This window comes from Streptomyces sp. NPDC028419, assembly GCF_055565515.1.
In genome coordinates this window covers 235892-252601 of sequence record NZ_JBVHUE010000008.1, presented here as the reverse complement: position 1 = coordinate 252601, position 16710 = coordinate 235892, and the positions used below count along the sequence as shown (strand labels likewise).

Annotated in this window: 12 protein-coding genes; 8 read left to right on the top strand and 4 right to left on the bottom strand. The window is 74.4% G+C overall.

Going from position 1 to position 16710, the window contains the following annotated elements:
• Positions 1-361 precede the first annotated feature (361 nt).
• Positions 362-3019 carry a rifamycin-inactivating phosphotransferase gene (rph, locus tag ACZ4UB_RS12745; RefSeq protein WP_468070148.1) on the bottom strand — a complete coding sequence of 886 codons (2658 nt, stop codon included), beginning with the start codon at positions 3017-3019 and terminating at the stop codon, positions 362-364.
• Between the two features lie 309 nt (positions 3020-3328).
• Between rph and ACZ4UB_RS12740 the strand changes: the two genes are divergently transcribed.
• The 3 genes from ACZ4UB_RS12740 to ACZ4UB_RS12730 are packed head-to-tail and all read left to right on the top strand — an operon-like array spanning position 3329 to position 7775.
• Positions 3329-5893 carry a molybdopterin-dependent oxidoreductase gene (locus tag ACZ4UB_RS12740; protein WP_468070147.1) on the top strand — a complete coding sequence of 855 codons (2565 nt, stop codon included), beginning with the start codon at positions 3329-3331 and terminating at the stop codon, positions 5891-5893.
• Positions 5890-6873 (top strand): FAD binding domain-containing protein, encoded by a 984-nt coding sequence (locus ACZ4UB_RS12735; protein ID WP_468070146.1) that lies wholly within the window; start codon positions 5890-5892, stop codon positions 6871-6873. The genes ACZ4UB_RS12740 and ACZ4UB_RS12735 overlap by 4 nt, the downstream gene beginning before the upstream one ends.
• A gap of 23 nt (positions 6874-6896) precedes the next feature.
• The gene (locus tag ACZ4UB_RS12730) at positions 6897-7775 is read left to right on the top strand and encodes a DUF3626 domain-containing protein (protein ID WP_468070145.1); all 879 of its coding nucleotides are present in this window, start codon (positions 6897-6899) and stop codon (positions 7773-7775) included.
• On the opposite strand, the gene galK is transcribed toward ACZ4UB_RS12730, so the two are convergent.
• Complete coding sequence (gene galK, locus ACZ4UB_RS12725) at positions 7756-8994, bottom strand: galactokinase (protein ID WP_468070144.1); 1239 nt, start codon at positions 8992-8994, stop codon at positions 7756-7758. The genes ACZ4UB_RS12730 and galK overlap by 20 nt on opposite strands.
• The gene (gene galT, locus ACZ4UB_RS12720) at positions 8991-10040 is read right to left on the bottom strand and encodes a galactose-1-phosphate uridylyltransferase (protein ID WP_468070143.1); all 1050 of its coding nucleotides are present in this window, start codon (positions 10038-10040) and stop codon (positions 8991-8993) included. Before galT ends, galK begins: the two co-directional genes overlap by 4 nt.
• A 129-nt stretch (positions 10041-10169) precedes the next feature.
• Here galT and ACZ4UB_RS12715 point away from each other — a divergent pair, with 129 nt between their 5' ends.
• From ACZ4UB_RS12715 to ACZ4UB_RS12695, 5 genes are all read left to right on the top strand, one after another.
• The gene (locus tag ACZ4UB_RS12715) at positions 10170-10973 is read left to right on the top strand and encodes a DeoR/GlpR family DNA-binding transcription regulator (protein WP_468070142.1); all 804 of its coding nucleotides are present in this window, start codon (positions 10170-10172) and stop codon (positions 10971-10973) included.
• Positions 10974-11104: 131 nt separating this feature from the next.
• A complete protein-coding gene (locus ACZ4UB_RS12710; protein ID WP_468070141.1) occupies positions 11105-12631 on the top strand; it encodes an alpha/beta fold hydrolase in 1527 nt (508 codons plus the stop codon).
• Positions 12632-12675: 44 nt separating this feature from the next.
• Entirely contained in the window at positions 12676-13380 is a 705-nt protein-coding gene (locus tag ACZ4UB_RS12705) for a response regulator transcription factor (RefSeq protein WP_468070140.1), read from the top strand.
• Positions 13380-14696, top strand: coding sequence for a HAMP domain-containing sensor histidine kinase (locus ACZ4UB_RS12700; protein WP_468070139.1), 1317 nt, complete (start codon positions 13380-13382; stop codon positions 14694-14696). Before ACZ4UB_RS12705 ends, ACZ4UB_RS12700 begins: the two co-directional genes overlap by 1 nt.
• A 62-nt stretch (positions 14697-14758) precedes the next feature.
• The gene (locus ACZ4UB_RS12695; RefSeq protein WP_468070138.1) at positions 14759-15325 is read left to right on the top strand and encodes an SMI1/KNR4 family protein; all 567 of its coding nucleotides are present in this window, start codon (positions 14759-14761) and stop codon (positions 15323-15325) included.
• A gap of 90 nt (positions 15326-15415) precedes the next feature.
• Here ACZ4UB_RS12695 and ACZ4UB_RS12690 read toward each other — a convergent pair whose 3' ends face one another.
• Positions 15416-16639: an RCC1 domain-containing protein gene (locus tag ACZ4UB_RS12690; protein ID WP_468070137.1), complete on the bottom strand. Its 1224-nt coding sequence runs from the start codon at positions 16637-16639 to the stop codon at positions 15416-15418.
• Positions 16640-16710: the final 71 nt, after the last annotated feature.

Genomic DNA, 16710 nt, shown 5'->3' with positions numbered 1-16710 from the left:
CTCTCGGGTACTTTCGTCCCGGTTTTTTGTCTCCGGCCCCCCCCCCCCCCTCCGGCCCCCCCCCCCCCCCCCCCCCCAGGACCTAGGGCTTCGCGTGCCGGTCCACGGGGGCCTCGACGATCCGCACGAGCAGCTCGCCCGCGTCCACGATGCTCGCCGGTCGGTGCGCGACAGCGCCGCGCTCCTCGACCTCGTCCACGGCCCCGAGGCCGGGGACCCCTACGCGGCACCCCCGCGATGTCCGTCCCGCTGGAGAGCGACCCCGCCACCGGGCTGCCCGTGGGCGTCCGGCTCGCCGGGCAGGGGGAACGAGCCGCTCCCTGGGCGCGGCGGACCCCCGCCGTGTGGGCCGGGCGCGCCCTCAGGCGAGGATCTCGACGTAGCCCTCGGTTCCGTGTACGCGGATCCGCTGGCCGTCCCGGATGCGCCGGGTGGCCCCCTCCACGCCGACGACGGCCGGCAGTCCGTACTCCCGGGCGATCACCGCGCCGTGGGTCATCAGTCCTCCCACTTCCGTCACGAGCCCCGCGATCCCGACGAACAGCGGGGACCAGCTGGGGTCCGTGAAGGGCGTGACCAGGATGTCGTCGGCTTCGAGATCGGCGTCCGCCATGTCCAGGATGACGCGGGCCCGGCCTTCGACGGTCCCCGCGGAGACCGCGATTCCGATCAGGGCGCCGGCCGGTGCGTCGTCGCGCCGGTACGCCCCGCTGAGGGCCTCGCCGTCCGAGGTCAGGACGCGGGGCGGAGTGAGCGCGTGGTGCGCGCGGAAGGCTTCCCTGCGCTGCTGGACGAGCCCCTCCGGCACCCGGTGCGTGCGCACGACCTCGTGGAGTTCCTGGAAGGTGAGGTAGAAGGCGTCCTCCCGCTCGGCGAGCACGCCGGCCCGCACGAGGCGGTCGGCCTCCGCCAACAGGGCCTGCTTGTACAGGAAATACCGGCTGATGATGCCGTACTTCGGGTACTCCCGGTAGCCGATGAAGGTCCGGAGCCGGTCGATGGCCCGCTTGACCTCGGCGGCCTTGTGCTCCCCGTCGGGCAGGGCCCGCAGCCGGGTGAGCACGTCCCGTTCCTTCTCCCGCGCCTTCTGCAGGCCTTCCTCGAAGCGCCGTTCGGCGGCGCCCGGCGCGAAGTTCCGGACGTTGTCGAGGATCGCGGGCACGAGCGTGCCGGGGCGCTCGCTCCACCGCGGCCGGGTGATGTCGATCTCGCCGACGCAGCGCATGCCGTACCGGTCGAGGTAGGCCTCCAGTGCGGCGCGCGCTTCGGCCCCGCCCCGGAGCCCGTCCAGGACGACCGGCCCGTCCGCGAAGTCCTCGTCCTCGGCGCCCTGGAGGAACGCCACCACCTCGGGGTGCGGGCGGATCACGTCCGCGAGGTCGAGCAGCTCCAGGCCCATCTCCGAGGTGACGTTGCCGGGCGCGGAGAGCGTGAGCGTGTCGGCCGCGTTCTTCTCGCCGAGCCATTCCTGGAGCCGGTCCGTCAGCCACCAGGTGGCCTCCATCCCGGCCATGATCGCCTGGATGCTCAGCGGGTCGCTGAGGACCCGCTTGTGCTCCTCGAACGCCTCCAGCAGGAAGTCGAACAGCTCCGGTCCGCTCTTGGCCTGGATGTCGCGGGCCAGCGCGGCGACGGAGTCCCGGCTGCGCTCGATCAGCCGCGTGACCACGGCCGGATCGGTCTCGATCGGGGTGGGCGGGCCGCCGGCCGGCGGCCCGGCGGGCACCGCGTCCGGCAGGGACGGGACGAAGTCCTCGCGTCCCAGTACGGTCTCCAGGGCGTCCCGCATCAGCGGATCGCCCTTGCCCAGGGCGTCCAGGAGGCCCTCGCGGCTCGTGGGCGATGCGAGGCGCCGGGTCACGTCGACGAACAGTCGCCCACCGGCCTGGTGCATCGCCACCATGGCCGTCAGCTGCCACATCGAGTACCCCAGCGGCCGCATGGGGTCGGTCATCATCTGGGCGTGCCCGACGGAGACGTAGACGCGGTTCTCCTCGGCGGCCTGCCCACCGGTCCCGGCGGCGGGGACGGAAGCGGGCGCGGGTACCGGTACGGGGAACAGCGTCGTGATCGGGCGGCTCTGGACGATCTGGAACCCGTCATCCGCCAGGCACCACTCGATGTCCTGCGGAGCGCCGAAGTGCGCTTCGATCCGTCGTCCGAGCCGCACCAGCCGCACGACCTGGGCGTCCGTCAGCGCCGGCTGCTCCGCCCGCCGCGGCTCGATCGCCACGTCCTGCGTGCCGCCACCCGCGAGCGCCCGCAGGGCCCGCTTCTTGACGGCGACCGCCTTGGCGACGACCTCGTCGCCCCGCACCTTGTAGACGTCGGGGTTCACCAGGCCGGAGACCAGGGACTCGCCGAGGCCGAAGCCCGCGTCCACGGTGGCGACCTTCCGGTCGCCCGTGACCGGGTCGGCCGTGAAGAGGATGCCGGCCGCGTCCGGGAGCACCATCCGCTGCACGACCACGGCCATCCGGACCGTGCGGTGGTCGATGCCGGCCCGCCGGCGGTAGGCCACGGCCCGGTCGGTGTAGAGCGAGGCCCAGCAGCGGCTGACGTGGCGCAGGACCTCCTCGGGTCCCACGACGTTCAGGTACGTGTCCTGCTGGCCCGCGAAGGAGGCCGTCGGCAGGTCCTCCGCGGTCGCGCTGGACCGGACGGCGTAGGCGGCCCGCTCTCCGTACCGCCCGAGCGCACGGGTGATCTCGGCCGCGACGTCGGCCGGGACGGCGCTCTCCTCGATGGTCCGGCGGATCCGCGCGCCGAGCGTGCGGGCCGCCTCCTGGTCGTCCGGGTCCAGTCGCGCCAGCCGGTCCAGCTGTTCCTCGACCGACGGCTGCGACGCCATGACCCGTTGGAAGGCGTGCGTGGTCACGCAGAAGCCGTCCGGCACCACGACGCCTTCGATCCGCGCCAGGGCGCCCAGGTGCGCGCCCTTCCCGCCGACGACCGCGAGCCGTGTCCCGTCCACCTCCCGAAGTCCGTACACGTACTGCTCGGTGATCGCGTTCTCCATGCCTTCGTGCCCCTCGTTCGCGCAGGTTGTGGCCCAGGTCGACGATTCTGCGCCGTGCCGGGGGCCTTGCCGCAAGCCCCCCTGTGCGCTATATCTTGATAGTGGCGAGGAGAGGTCTCCTTGCCTTTTTCTTTTGCCGTCGGCCGGAGCCGGCGAGCGCTTCTCGCCGCCCCCCCTCCGCATCCGCGCTCCCCCGCTCTCGCCCCGACCGGGCTGCGCCGACCTGCGCCGACCCCGATAGCGGGATATCAAGGAACGGGTACACGAGCGCGGGAGTCGACCGCCGCCCCCGGCCGAGGAGTGGGTCCCTTGGAGTTCGAGGTCAATGGCGCCCGGCACACGGTGGACGTGGAAGACGACCCGGCGGCCGTGGAGGTGGTGCGCGACCGGCTGGGCCTGACCGGTACGAAGCTGGTCTGCGGGGGCGGGGTGTGCGGGGCCTGCACGATCCAGGTCGACGGCGAGCCCCGGGTGTCCTGCCTGACACCGGCTGTCCTGTTGTCCGGCCGGCGGGTGACGACGGTGGAGGGCTTGTCCGGCCATCCGGTGACGCGTGCGTTCGCCGCGGCGGACGCGCTCCAGTGCGGCTACTGCACCCCGGGGTTCGTGGTCGAGGCCGCGGCCTTCTGCGACCGGTGGCGGGCCGCGCACGGCCGCGGCCGTCCGGGGCGGGAGGAGATCGCGGAGGCCCTGTCGGGCCACCTGTGCCGGTGCGGCGCCTACGAGGGGATCTTCGCGGCGGTGGCCGCGGCCTGCGCGGGTGACCACGACGCGGCGCCGGCCGACGGGGAAGCACCGGCCGTCGCGCGCGCCGAGGCGCCCGAGAAGATCGACGGCTCGGCCCGGTACACCACGGACCACCGCCCCGAAGGGCTGCTGGAGGGCGTGATCATCCGCTCGCCGCACGCGCACGCGCACGTGCGCTCCCTGGAGGCCGGCGAGGACCCACTGGTGTCGCTGCTGCCGCCCGACGGCGTGGTGCGCTACGTGGGACAGCCCGTGGCCGCGGTCGCGGGGCCGGACCGGGCCGCCGCGCGGGCGGCCGCGGCGCGGGTGCGGGTGGACTACGAGGTGCTGCCCGCCGCCCTGGACGTGCGCCAGGCGCGGGCCGGCGAGGGCCCGTTGGTCTACGCGGACAAGGCGGCGCGCAAGCGGGCGCCGGGGTCCGGCGAGGCGCCCCAACTGGTGCCCGCGCGCTGGCGCGGCAACCTGCGCGGCCCCTCCGCCATGAACAGTCGCCCCGCCACGGCCGTGCGCCGCGTCCTCGCCGCCCGGGAGCGCGGCCCCGAGCGACTGGTGGAGGGGGTGTTCACCACCTCCGCGCAGACGCACACGCCGCTCGAACCGCACGCCGCCCTGGCCCAATGGATCGACGGCGCCCTCCACCTGGAGGTGTCCACGCAGTCGGTGAAGCGCGTGGCCGAGCTGGCCGCCGAGCGTTTCGGCGTACCCGTCGACCGGGTGGTGGCGCGGGCCGTCCACGTCGGTGGCGGCTTCGGTTGCAAGATGGGGCTGACCTCCGACGTGGTCGCCGCGGTGGAGCTGGCGCGGCTGCACGGGGCTCCGGTGCGGGTGGTCCTGGACAGGGACGAGGAGCTGGTGGACGGTGGGTACCGGCCCGGCACCCAGATCCGGTTGGCGATGGCCGCGGACACCGACGGCCGGCTGAGCGCGCTGGTCATGGACGCGGACAACGACGGCGGGGTCGCGGTGGGCGGGACCGTCGCGGCGCTGGCCCGGTTCGTGTACGGGAAGGCCCCGCGCAGGTTGCGCGACTTCGACACGGTCACCCACCGGGCGCCGGGCGCCCCGTTCCGCGGGCCGGGCGGACCCACGATGTGCTGGGCCCTGGAGCAGGCCGTCGACGAGATGGCCCACCGGCTCGGCCAGGACCCGATCGCCCTGCGCCGGCGTTGGGACGGCAACCCCAAGCGGCACGCCCTGTACGACTGGGCGGCGGCTCTGCCCGTCTGGTCGGGGCCCCGGGGCGGCGGCGGGCGGTTCCGCCGCGGCGTCGGCGTCGCGGCGGCCAACTGGCTGTACTTCCTCGATCCCGTCACCGAGGTCGAGCTCACCGTCGAGGACGGCACGGTCGTCGCCCGCTGCGCCGTACAGGACATGGGCACGGGGTCGCGGAGCGTACTGCTCCGGGCCGTCGCCGCGGGCCTCGGCGTGCCGGAGGCCCGGGTGCGCGCCGAGATCGGCCACAGCGACACCGTCCACGGGCCGACCTCCGGCGGCAGCCGCACCACGCCGTCCCTGGTGCCCGCCGCCGCGGACGCCGCGGCCCGGCTGCGCGACGCGCTCGGCGGCGGTGACGTCGGCGCGCGGCTCGACGCGGCGCACGGCCTGCGAGTGGTCGGCCGGCGCCCCCGCGACCGCAGGGGCTTCGTGACCCCCTTCCCCCTGGGCGGCGTGGCGATCGGGCGCGGCTTCACCGGGTCGGTGCAGGTGTCCGAGGTCGAGGTGGACACGCGGCTCGGTCGGATCCGTCCGCTGCGCGTGTGGAGCGGCATCGCCGCCGGCCGCATCCACGAGGAGCGGCTCGCCCGCAGCCAGTGCGAGGGCGCGGTCATCCAGGGGGTCGGTTACGCCTTCTACGAGGAGCGGCGGACCGACCCGGTGACCGGCCGGGTGGTGACCGAGAACCTGGAGGACTACCGCGTCCCCGGGATCGGCGACACCCCCGAGATCACCGTCCACTTCCATCAGGAGGGCTTCGATCACGTGCCGGGCGGGGGCGTCGGTCTCGGCGAGATCGCCACCCTGCCGACGGCGGCGTCCCTGGCCAACGCGGTCCACGACGCGACCGGTTGGCGCCCGTACGACATGCCCATCCGCCCCGACCGGCTCCTGGAAGGACTGGGCACATGAGCAGCACCGAGCCCGCCCTGGCCGACCTCTCCTCCGCCGTCCTGGCCCGTGGCGGCGAGTTCCGCGCGGGTGGCACCGACACCACCGCCCGGCAGCGCAGCGGGATCGCGTCCGGGCCCTTCACCGACCTGGCCGGCGCGGAGCACCTGCGCGGGTGCACCCCCCTGCCCGGCGGTGGACTGCGGATCGGCGCCCTGACCACCCTCGCCGCGCTGGCCGCCGATCCACAGCTGCGCGACGGCTGGCCCGGCATCGCCCTGGCGGCGGGGGCGGCGGCGACCCCGCAGATCCGCGCCGCCGGCACCCTGGGCGGCAACCTGCTGCAGCGCAACCGGTGTTGGTACTACCGCAATCCGCACGTCAGCTGCCTCCAGAAGGGCGGGACCGACTGTCCCGCGCGGGCGGGCGACCACCACTTCGGCGTGGTCAGCGGCGACGGTCCCTGCGTCGCCCCGCACCCGTCCACCCTGGCGATGGCCCTGCTCACCTACGACGCCCACGCCGAGGTCCACGGCGAATCACCGCGCGCCGTGGCCGACTTGTACGGCGACGGCGACGCGCTCCACCGCGGCGACCACCTGCTGGCGCCGGACCGCGTCTTGACGGCGGTGCGGCTGCCCGCGCCGCTGCCCGGCGAACGCGCCGCCCACCACCGGTCCACGAGCCGGGCGTACGCCGAATGGCCCCTGGTAGAGGCCTCGGTCCGGCTCGCCTTCGACGGCTCCACCGTGACGCACGCGGCCGTCGCCGCGGGCGGGGTGGCGCGCGTACCGCTGCGGCTGACGGAGGTGGAGGCGTCCCTGATCGGCCGGGAGGCCACCCCCGCGGTCCTCGCCTCGGCGGCCTCGGCGGTCCTCGGCCGCTGCCGCCCGCTGCCGCGAACGGGCTACAAGGTGGGGCTGTTCCGCGACACCGTGCTGGAAACCCTGGAACGAGCCGCGGGAGGGGCTGTCGCGGGAGAATCCGCGCGCGCCGATTGATCACGGTGGGGAACACTGTGCCGATGAGCTCCGCACCCTCCCCGACCGCGCGCGAACGCGCCCTTCGACACGTCTCGGACCTGGCGTCGGGCCCCGCGATGGACCCGACGCTGCGGGTGACCCTCAACTTCCACCCGGACCGCCTGCTGCGCGGCGAGCCGATCCTGGACGCCATGGCCGAGGACGGCGGCTACCGCTCGCAGTTCGTCACGGGGACCAGCAACGGCGGGCTGACCGCGCGTCCGGGCGGTGACCGGTGGCGCTGGGAGAGCCGGATCTTCGGCGGCGCGTACGACGACGCGAACGCCGACGAGCGGCCCGTCTACGGCGCGTTGAACTTCCGTCGCAAACCCGTCGGTGGGGCGCCCCGGTTCGGCTCGGCCCACTTCCGGTTGGCCTCCGAAGCCCTGGAGCGGAGCACCTTCTGCTACCCGGACAGCTTCCTGGAGCCTTCGGACTTCGGTGTCGCGGGCCGCATGGGGCTGATCGAGCTCGCCCTCGCCGATCGTCAGGACGAGCTCGACGACTACGTCGAGGCACAGGTGCACGGACCCGTCCTGCCGCGCCATCACGCGGAGGCACTGGTCCTGGACCCCTGCTACCGCGGCACGGCCGTCGAGGCCGCGGCGCTGCGGCTCGGCTGCCCCGTGGAGTGGCACCCCGGCTTCCGGCTCCCCGTCGAGGAGCTGCGCCGCCACCCCGACTACCGCGGGCGGGAGTACGTCGACCTCGCCGCGCGGCTCGCGGTCGACGGCGTCCTCGACCCCCGGAGCATCGGGGAAGCGGCCCGCACGGGCCGGCACGACCCCCAGTCGCTCAAGAAGGTCTGGCACTACCTGGCCCGCTTCGGAGCGCCTGGCGGCGGGGCGGCCGAGCGGGCCCTCAGGCGGGCTTCGGTGTGAGGCGGCGGGCGCCGGGGGACGGGGTGGCGGGGAAGAGGCGCGGGGGGCGGTGGCCGGCCGCGGCGAAGGCGGTCGTGACGGAGCGGCCCACCGCGTCCTGCCGCGCCCGCTCCACCAGCGCGATGACGGAGCCGCCGAAGCCCCCGCCCGTCATCCGGGCGCCGAGCGCGCCGGCGGCCAGTGCCGCGGTCACGGCCAGGTCGGTCTCCGCGCACGAGACCCGGTAGTCGTCGCGGAGCGAGGCGTGGCCCGCGGTGAGGATCGGGCCGAGGGCCGCGACCTCGCCCTCCCGGAGCCGGGCGACCGCCTCCTCGACCCGGGCGTTCTCGGTCACCACGTGGCGCACCAACGGCGCGAGTTCCGGCGGCAGGGCCGCCAGGGCCCGCGGCAGCTCCGCGGGGTCCAGGTCGCGCAGGGCGGGCAGCCCGAGCAGGGCGGCCGCGCGTTCGCAGCCGGCGCGCAGGGCGGCGTACGCCCCGTCGCCGAGGTCGTGGGAGACCCGGGTGTCGATCACCAGCAGGCACAGCCCCCGGCCCCGGAGGTCGAGGGGCACCTGCCGGTGGTCCTGCGGGGTGCGGGCGTCGAGGTGGAGGGCCGCCTCGGCGGTGCAGCACGTCGAGGCCATCTGGTCCATGATCCCGCAGGGCACGCCGGCGAAGGCGTTCTCCGCCCGCTGCGCGATCCGGGCCGCCTCGGGCCCGCTCAGGCCCAGCCCGTACAGCGCGTCGTAGGCGACGGCGACCGCGCACTCCAGGGCGGCCGAGGAGGACAGGCCCGCGCCGGTGGGCACCGTGCTGTCGAAGTGGAGGTCCGCTCCCCCGACCGGGTGGCCCGCCTCGGCGAGGGCCCAGACCACACCGGCCGGGTAGGCGGCCCAGCCGGTCACCGCGCCGGGGGCCAGTGCGGCCAAGGGCACGTCGGTGATCCGGCCGTCGCCCTGCGCGCTGTGCATCCGCAGCCGCCCGTCCGTGCGGGCGCGCGCGGCGAGCTGGGTGTTCTGCGGGAGGGCCATGGGCAGGGCGAACCCGTCGTTGTAGTCGGTGTGTTCACCGATGAGGTTCACCCGCCCCGGCGCCGCCCAGATCCCGTCCGGGGGGCCGTCGAAGAGCCGCGCGAAGGCGTCCGCGACACCGTCGGCGCGGTGATCGTCGGGCTGATGGTCGTCGGGCTGGTGGTCGTCGGTCCGGGGGTCGTCGTCCCGCTGTGCGCTCGGCTTCACGCCAGGGCCTCCCGCAGTCGTCGTGCGGCCGTCTCGGGGGCCACGTCGTTGATGAAGGCTTCCGTCCCGGACTCCGTCCCGGCGAGGAACTTGAGCTTGTCGGGCGTGCGCCGCACGGTGAACAGCTCCAGGTGCAGGGCCAGTTCCTCCCCGTGGGTGCGGGGGGCCTGGTGCCAGGCCGAGATGTACGGGGTGGGGCCCGGCCCCTCCGGCCGCCCCGGCACGGGGAACAGCCGGTCGAAGCGGCGCAGCAGGTCCAGGTAGAGCTCCGGGAACTCGGCCCGTTCGGCCTCGCTCAGGCGGGTCAGGTCGGGGACGCGGCGGTGCGGGTAGAGGCGGACCTCGTACGGCCAGCGCGCGGCGTAGGGCACGAAGGCGGTCCAGTGCTCCCCGGCCGTCACCACCCGGTCCGTGGCCGTGCGGGCGTCCGCCAGCAGGTCCTCGAAGAGGTTGCGTCCGGTGGCGGCGCGGTGCGCGGCCGCGGCGGCCGTCATCTTGGCGGTGCGCGGGGTGACGAAGGGGAAGGCGTAGATCTGGCCGTGCGGGTGGGCGAGCGTCACCCCGATCTCGACCCCCCGGTTCTCGAAGCAGTACACCTGCTCGACGCCCGGGAGGGCCGCGAGTTCGGCGGTCCGGTCGGTCCACGCGTCCAGGACCAGCCGGGCGGCGCGCGGGGTGAGGTCGGCGAAACCGGCCCCGTGCTCCGGGGTGAAGCACACCACCTCGCAGCGTCCGACCTCGCCCGCCAGGGAGGGGAAGCGGTTCTCGAAGACGGCCACCTCGTAGTCGGCGGCGGGGATCTCGGTCAGCCGGCCGTCCCGGGAGGGGCACAGGGGACATTCGCCCGCGGGCGGGTGGTAGGTGCGGTCCTGCCGGTGGGAGGCGATGGTGATCCAGTCACCGGTCGCCTCGTCCCGCCGCACCTGCGGTCGGCTGCGCACCCGGTCCAAGGGGCGCAGGTCGGGCGCATCGCGCACGGCGCCTTCGTCGGTGTCGAAGTAGATCAGTTCGCGGCCGTCCGCGAGTTTCGCGAGGGTCTTCTTCACCTGCCAAGACTAAACAGATCTCAAAGTAAATCAACAGACTGGCGAGGCAATTCCCACAGGACCGAACAACAATCCCATGCTATGTTGTTGCTTTCCGACCGGATTCCCCTGATAGCCGGGAGTGACCCCGTGGCCGAGCAGGCTGCGCAACTGGCCCACCAGCGACGCGCGTTGATCCTCGAAGCGGTCCGGCGCGACGGCACGGTACGGGTGGCGGAGCTGGTCGAGCGGCTCGGCGTCTCGGACATGACGGTCCGCCGGGACCTGGAAGCCCTGGCCCGCGACGGGGCCGTGGAGAAGGTGCACGGCGGGGCGGTCGCCACCACGGGGGCCAGCGGGCACGAGCCCGGCTTCGACGCCAAGTCCGATCTGGAGGGGGCGGCGAAGGCCGCCATCGCGGACGCGGCCGCGGCGCTGGTGGAGCCGGGCAGCGTGGTGGCGGTCTCCGGCGGCACCACCGCCCACGCCGTGGCCGCCCGACTGCTCGGCGTCCCGCGGCTCACCGTCGTCACCAACTCCCTCCCGGTGGCCGACCTCGTGCGGTCCGCCGGCCGGGGCGGCGGGGCCCCGGCCCCCACCCTGCTGCTCACCGGCGGCTCCCCCACCCCCTCGGCCGCACTCGTCGGCCCGCTGGCCGACCTGGTGATCGCCTCGCTCCACGTCGACCTGCTCGTCCTCGGCGCGCACGGGGTGACCGAGGAGGCCGGGCTGACCACCCCCAACCTCATGGAGGCCCAGACCAACCGGGCACTGGTCGCCTGCGCACGGCGGGTCGCCGTGGTGGCCGATCACAGCAAGTGGGGGGTGGTCGGGCTCAGCGGTTTCGCGGCGCTCGACCGGGCCGACTGGTTCGTGACCGACGCGGGCATGCCCGCCCCCGCCCGGGCCGTGCTCGGCGAACACGTGGGCGAACTCCTCGTCGCCGGCGACTGAACGCCACCGCGCCCACCGACACCGGGCGCGCTTCTTGCACGCCTTTGCCGTTGCTCTTGCCCGGCCCTGTCACGGGCCGGGCAAGGTCGTTTCCACACCGCAGGACGCGGTGGGGAAACGAAGGAGCGGGCATGAGCACGTACACGAGCGGGGCGCGGCGGACGGTACTCGCCGTGGGCACGATGGCGTTGTTGCTCTCGGCCGTGCCGGCGGCGAGCGCCGCCGATCCGGCCGGGAGCGTCCCGAAGTGGTGCCCCACCGTGGCGGGACACCAGGTGGACTGCGGCTCGCTGCGGCGCCCGCTGGTGGCGGGCAAGCCGGAACTCGGCACGATCGGCGTGAGTTACGCGGTCGTGCGTCACCGGGGCCAGGGCGCCGCGAAGGGGACCGTCGCGGTCAACCCCGGCGGCCCCGGCGAGGTGGCCATCGGCAAGGCCGCCGAGTTCGCGGCGGGGTTGGAGGGGGTCCTCGACGACCACGACCTGCTGCTCGTCGACCCGCGGGGCACGGGCGCGTCCGAGCGGATCCCCTGCGGGGTCACCGACGCCGAGTACCGCTTCGGCACCCGACAGCAGCAGCGCGACGCCGTCGCGCGCTGCGCCCGCGCCCTCGGCCCGCGCGCCCAGGGCTACACCACCGCGGCCACCGCCGACGACATCGACGCCGTCCGGGCGCGCCTGGGAGTGCGCCAACTCACCCTCTACGGCCTTTCGTACGGCACCTACCTGATGCCGGTGTACGCAAGCAGGCACCCCGAGAACGTGCGCGACATGGTGCTCTCCGGGGCCTACCCGCACGACTTCGACCCCCTCGTGCGGCCGAGCGCACAGGCCGTCTCCCTGGCACTGCGCCGGGTGTGCGAACGCTCCGTGCCGAAGGCGTGCGACGGCGACAAGGCCGTCCGGGACCTCGCCACCACGGCCGCGCGGCTGCGGGAGCGCCCCCTCACCGTGCCGATCGTCGCCGAGGGCAAGACGTACCGCGAGCGGTTCACCGAGGGCAAGCTCGCCCAGCTCATGTTCGAGGCCGCGAGCCGGGGCGTGGGAACGGCCCCGGCGGAGCCCTCCCTCCTCGGCAGCGCCCCGTGGGCCCTGGACCGCTTCGCCAAGGGCGACACGGAGCCGCTGCGTCGCCTGGTACAGGAGGAGGGTTCCTCGGGCAGCTCGCAGGACCAGGCCCCGTACATCGCCGTGGTATGCAACGACTACCGCAAGGCGTGGGCCACGGACGCCCCGCTGCCCGTGCGGTGGCAGCAGTACCGCAAGGCCCTCGCGGGCGCCGGTCAGGGCGGCTTCGGCGCCTTCAGCGGCCAGGGGTTCACCGAGGGACCCACCGACGGCGGGGACGTGTGCATCTCCTGGCCGCGCGAGAACACCGGCCGCCCGCAGCCCACCGAACTGCGCCTGCCCGACGTCCCGGTGCTGGTGCTCTCCGGTGACCTGGACGCCAACACCCCCGACGCCAACGGCCGGCTGGCCGCGGCGAAGTTCCGCGACAGCACCTTCTTCTCCGTGCCCAACGTCGGGCACGTGCCCGAGTTGGAGGCCGGCGGTTGCGTCACCGGCGTCACCACCCGCTTCATCCGCACCGGCGCCCCCGGCGACACCTCCTGCTTCGGGGCCATCGCGCCCATCGCCGTCACTCCCGTAGGCCGCTGAGGGCCGACGTCGTGACCACCCCCGCCAACGGCGAAGATGATCACATGACTGAGGTGAACGAGAACCGTCGTACGGTGCTGGTCGTCGAGGACGACCCCGGCGTGCGCAGCACGTTGGACCAGCTCCTGCGCTTCGAGGGGTACCGCGTCCTGCTCGCGTCCGACGGGCTCGAAGCCCTCGCCGTGCTCGAACGGGAGTCCCCCGACCTCGCGGTGGTGGACGTGGTCATGCCCGGCCTCGACGGTCTGGCGCTGTGCCGGATGCTGCGACGCCGCGGCGACCGGCTGCCCGTACTCGTCCTGACGGCACGTCACCAGATCGGGGACCGGGTCGCCGGTCTGGACGCGGGCGCCGACGACTACCTGTCCAAGCCCTTCGCCACGGAGGAGCTCCTGGCCCGCATCCGCGCACTGCTGCGCCGTACGGACCCGCAGGACGCGGCGGAGAGCGACGTGTTGGCGCTCGCGGACCTCACCCTCGACCCCGGTGCGCGGCAGGCGCACCGGGGTGCCCGGCCCCTGGACCTGACGAAGACCGAATTCGACGTGCTGGAACTGCTGCTGCACCACCAGGGTTCGGTCCTCACCCGCACCCAGATCTACGAGCGCATCTGGGGCTACGACTTCGACACCACCTCGCGTTCCCTCGACGTCTACGTCGGCTACCTGCGCCGCAAGACCGAGCAGGACGGCGCGCCACGGCTGATCCACACCGTGCGCAACGTCGGCTACACCGTCCGAGCCGCCTGATGTTGCGCGCCAAGATCACCCTGGTCGTCATCGCGGCGGCCGCGCTCGCCATGACGCTCGCGGCCACCCTGTCGTACCGGGGCGTCAGCGACGTCGTGGCCGAGCAGTTCGACCGCGCGCTCGACGAGCGTGCCGTGACGGCCGTGGCCCTGCTGGGCGTCGACCGTACGCCCCCGGTCCGGCCGGACACCACCGAGCAGGTCCTGAGCGCCGCGGGCGCCGTGCGCCCGCTGGACCCCGCACGCGCGGCGCTGCCCGTTCCGGAGTCGGCCCTGGCCGTGGCCCGGGGCGCGCGGGCCTCCGCCCGCGAGGACATCACCGTCGACGGTGCGGAGTACGGCGTCCTGACCGCGTCGCTGCCCGGTGGCGGCGCCGTCATGGTCGCCCAGCACTACGCGGGCGCCGAGCGCATCGACCACGCCTTCCTGTGGCGGGTCCCCTGGACGACCGTCGCCGCCACCGCCCTGTCGGCGTTGCTGAGCTGGCTGGCCCTGGACCGCATCCTGCGCCCCGTGCGCCGCCTGGCCCGGGTGACCCGGGACATCACCACCACCCAGGACCTCACCACCCCGCTCCCGCCGGCCGGCCGGGACGAGATCGGCCAGCTGACCCGCAGCTTCACCAGCATGCTCGCCGCCCTGCGCCGCTCCCGCGACCAGCAGCAGCGGCTGGTCCAGGACGCCAGCCACGAGCTGCGCACCCCGCTGACCTCGGTGCGCGGCAGCGCGGAACTGCTCCAACGGGGGCGCGGCCGACTCGCCCCCGAGGACGAGGAACAGATCCTCACCACGCTGGTCACCGAGGCGGCCGCGCTCGACACGTTGGTCCGCGAGCTCGTCGACCTGGCCACGGACCGCTCCACCGAGGAGGAGCCGGCCGAGGTCGACCTGCCCGCCGCGGCCGAGGACGCCGCGCACCGCCACCGGCAGCGCACGGGCCGGACCATCACGGTCACCACCCGCGGCCCCGTCCCCGTACGCGCCCGCCCGCGGGCGGTGCGCCGCTGCGTCGACAACCTCCTGAGCAACGCGCTGAAGTTCAGCCCCGAGGACACGGCCGTCACCGTCCACGTCGAGGGCGCCCGGCTGTTCGTGCGCGACCGCGGTCCCGGCATCGCGCCGGGCGAGCGGGCCGCCGTCTTCGACCGCTTCTACCGCGGTCCGCGCACCCAGGCGGTGCCGGGTTCGGGCCTCGGGCTCGCGATCGTCCACGACCTCGTGAGCGCCGACGACGGCACCGTCTTCGCCGCCGCGGCCCCGGACGGCGGCGCCGAGGTCGGCTTCGACCTCCCGCCCCACTTCCCGACGGGCCGGTGACGCGCCGCGCCGCCGGATTCCGTAGGTTGGGCCCGTACGCGGCGCCCCGCGCGGTGCGGGTGGTGGACGAAGGGCAGGACATGCACGGAACGGACGCGGTGGCGGCGCTCGCCGCACTGATACCGGTGGCGGGCGGGGTGGACGAGCGGATCCGCTGGGACGAGGTCGAAGAGGCCTGGGGGAAGCGGTTCCCCTCGGACTACGTCCGATTCATGGAGGTGTACGGGGCCGGGGTCGTCCAGGACGCGATCGACGTCCTGCTGCCCTCGGAGCGGGCCGACGGGTGGCCGTACCGGCAGGGCCCGGGCCTGCGGGACGAGACGGAGCTCGTCCGCGAGATGTGGGACATGTGCGGCGACGAGGCCGACTTCGAGGTGGATCCCGCGTCCATCGTGGCGTGGGCCGTCACGTCGGGCGCCGACATCTACTGCTGGGACACCACGGACGCCGACCCGGACCGGTGGCCGGTCCTGATCTGCGGGCGGCACACCCACCCCGAGTTCCAGCTGCACCCCGTCGGCATGGCCGGGTTCCTGCGCGGCCTGCTGGGCGACGAGGAGTTCCGGCAGCAGAAGATCAGCGTGGTCCTGGGAGGCGAGGCGTCCTTCGTCAACTGGCGCGACCGCTAGGGCGTGTTGACCCGCCCTGGCCTCGCCCGGACGGGGCGCCGGGGCGCGGCACGGTGTCGAGGCCGTGCCGCGCGCCGGGTCGCCCAGGTGCTACTTGAACAGGTGGCCCCAGTCGTAGAGCTTGCCGTCCTTGAGGACCAGGTTGTGCTCGCCACCCGCGGACATCCCGCTGACGCCCGTCTTGGCCGCCGGTGCGTCGCACAGGTGGGGCCAGGTGCCCCAGCCGGTGACTTCGCCGTTCTTGAGGGCGAAGCTGCACCGCTCGGAGGCGAAGATGGCGGTGACGCCCGTCTGCGCGGCGGCCGGCACCGTCAGGTGCTCTCCCCCGTAGCCCCAGACGATGACCTTGCCGCCCTTGAGGGCCAGGAGGTGACCCGGGCCCGCCGCGATGGCGGTGACGCCGGAAGTGGCCTCGGCGGGGACCGCCCGCAGCAGTTCCTCGTCGCTCCAGACGATGACCTTGCCGTTCTTGAGGGCCATGCTGGTTCCGTTGGCGACCGCGATGGCGCTCACTCCGGACGTGGCCTCGGTGGGCACGGTGACCGCGCCGTCGTTGTTCTCGCCCCAGGCGATGACCTTGCCGTTCTTCAGGGCCAGCGAATGCGCCCACCCGGTGGCGATCGCGGTGACACCCGACTTCGCGGCGGCCGGCACGGCGAGCTGCTTGCGCGCGTTGTCACCCCAGGCGAGGACCTCGCCGTTCTTGAGGGCCAGCGCGTGCTGCGGCCCGGCGCTGATCGCGGTGACGCCCGACTTCGCGGCGGCCGGCACGGTGGTCTGGCCGTAGTCGCTCTGGCCCCACGCCGTGGTCTTGCCGTTCTTCAGCGCCAGGCTGTACCGGGGCCCGGCGCTGACGGCGCTGACACCGGTCCTGACCTCGGTCGGCACGGTGATCTGGGTGAACGCCGCGAGGTCACCGTTGTCGGTGTCCCGGGCGATGCGCGCCCGGACCTGCACCCCCGCCTGCGTGACCGAGGTGACGTCGACGGTCCCCGGACCGCACTGCCGCACCGAGGAGGTCCCCCACCAACGCGGCGGCCGGGGCTTGCCGATCCATTCCGAACCGACCTGGACGTAGTAGCAGGCTTCCGGGTTGGGGTCGGTGACGGTCAGGGTGCCCGTCAGGCGGTACCGCCCGTCCTCCGGCTTGGTCCCCACCTGCTCGCTGGTGATGACGCCCTTGGCCGAAGCACCCTCGATGGTCTGGTTCCACGGCTGGCTCCACGGCTCCTCGGCGGGCGCCGCCGACACGCTCGAGGTCCCCGCCATCAGCAGCGCGCCCGTCGCCGCGGCCACGGCCAATAGTTTTCGCACGGATCAAAGCCTTCCGTCGTCACGTTTCTGGTGGTGCCCGGCGGCCCCGGACCCGGCGAGGGCGCCGCGCT

What these genes read in the sequence shown, in the direction of transcription:
- ACZ4UB_RS12730 (WP_468070145.1), top strand. Translation starts at nt 6,897, where the DNA reads ATGAGCTCCGCACCCTCCCCGACCGCGCGCGAACGCGCCCTTCGACAC.
- ACZ4UB_RS12700 (WP_468070139.1), top strand. Translation starts at nt 13,380, where the DNA reads ATGTTGCGCGCCAAGATCACCCTGGTCGTCATCGCGGCGGCCGCGCTC.
- ACZ4UB_RS12735 (WP_468070146.1), top strand. Translation starts at nt 5,890, where the DNA reads ATGAGCAGCACCGAGCCCGCCCTGGCCGACCTCTCCTCCGCCGTCCTG.
- rph (WP_468070148.1), bottom strand. Translation starts at nt 3,019, where the DNA reads ATGGAGAACGCGATCACCGAGCAGTACGTGTACGGACTTCGGGAGGTG.
- ACZ4UB_RS12705 (WP_468070140.1), top strand. Translation starts at nt 12,676, where the DNA reads ATGACTGAGGTGAACGAGAACCGTCGTACGGTGCTGGTCGTCGAGGAC.
- ACZ4UB_RS12710 (WP_468070141.1), top strand. Translation starts at nt 11,105, where the DNA reads ATGAGCACGTACACGAGCGGGGCGCGGCGGACGGTACTCGCCGTGGGC.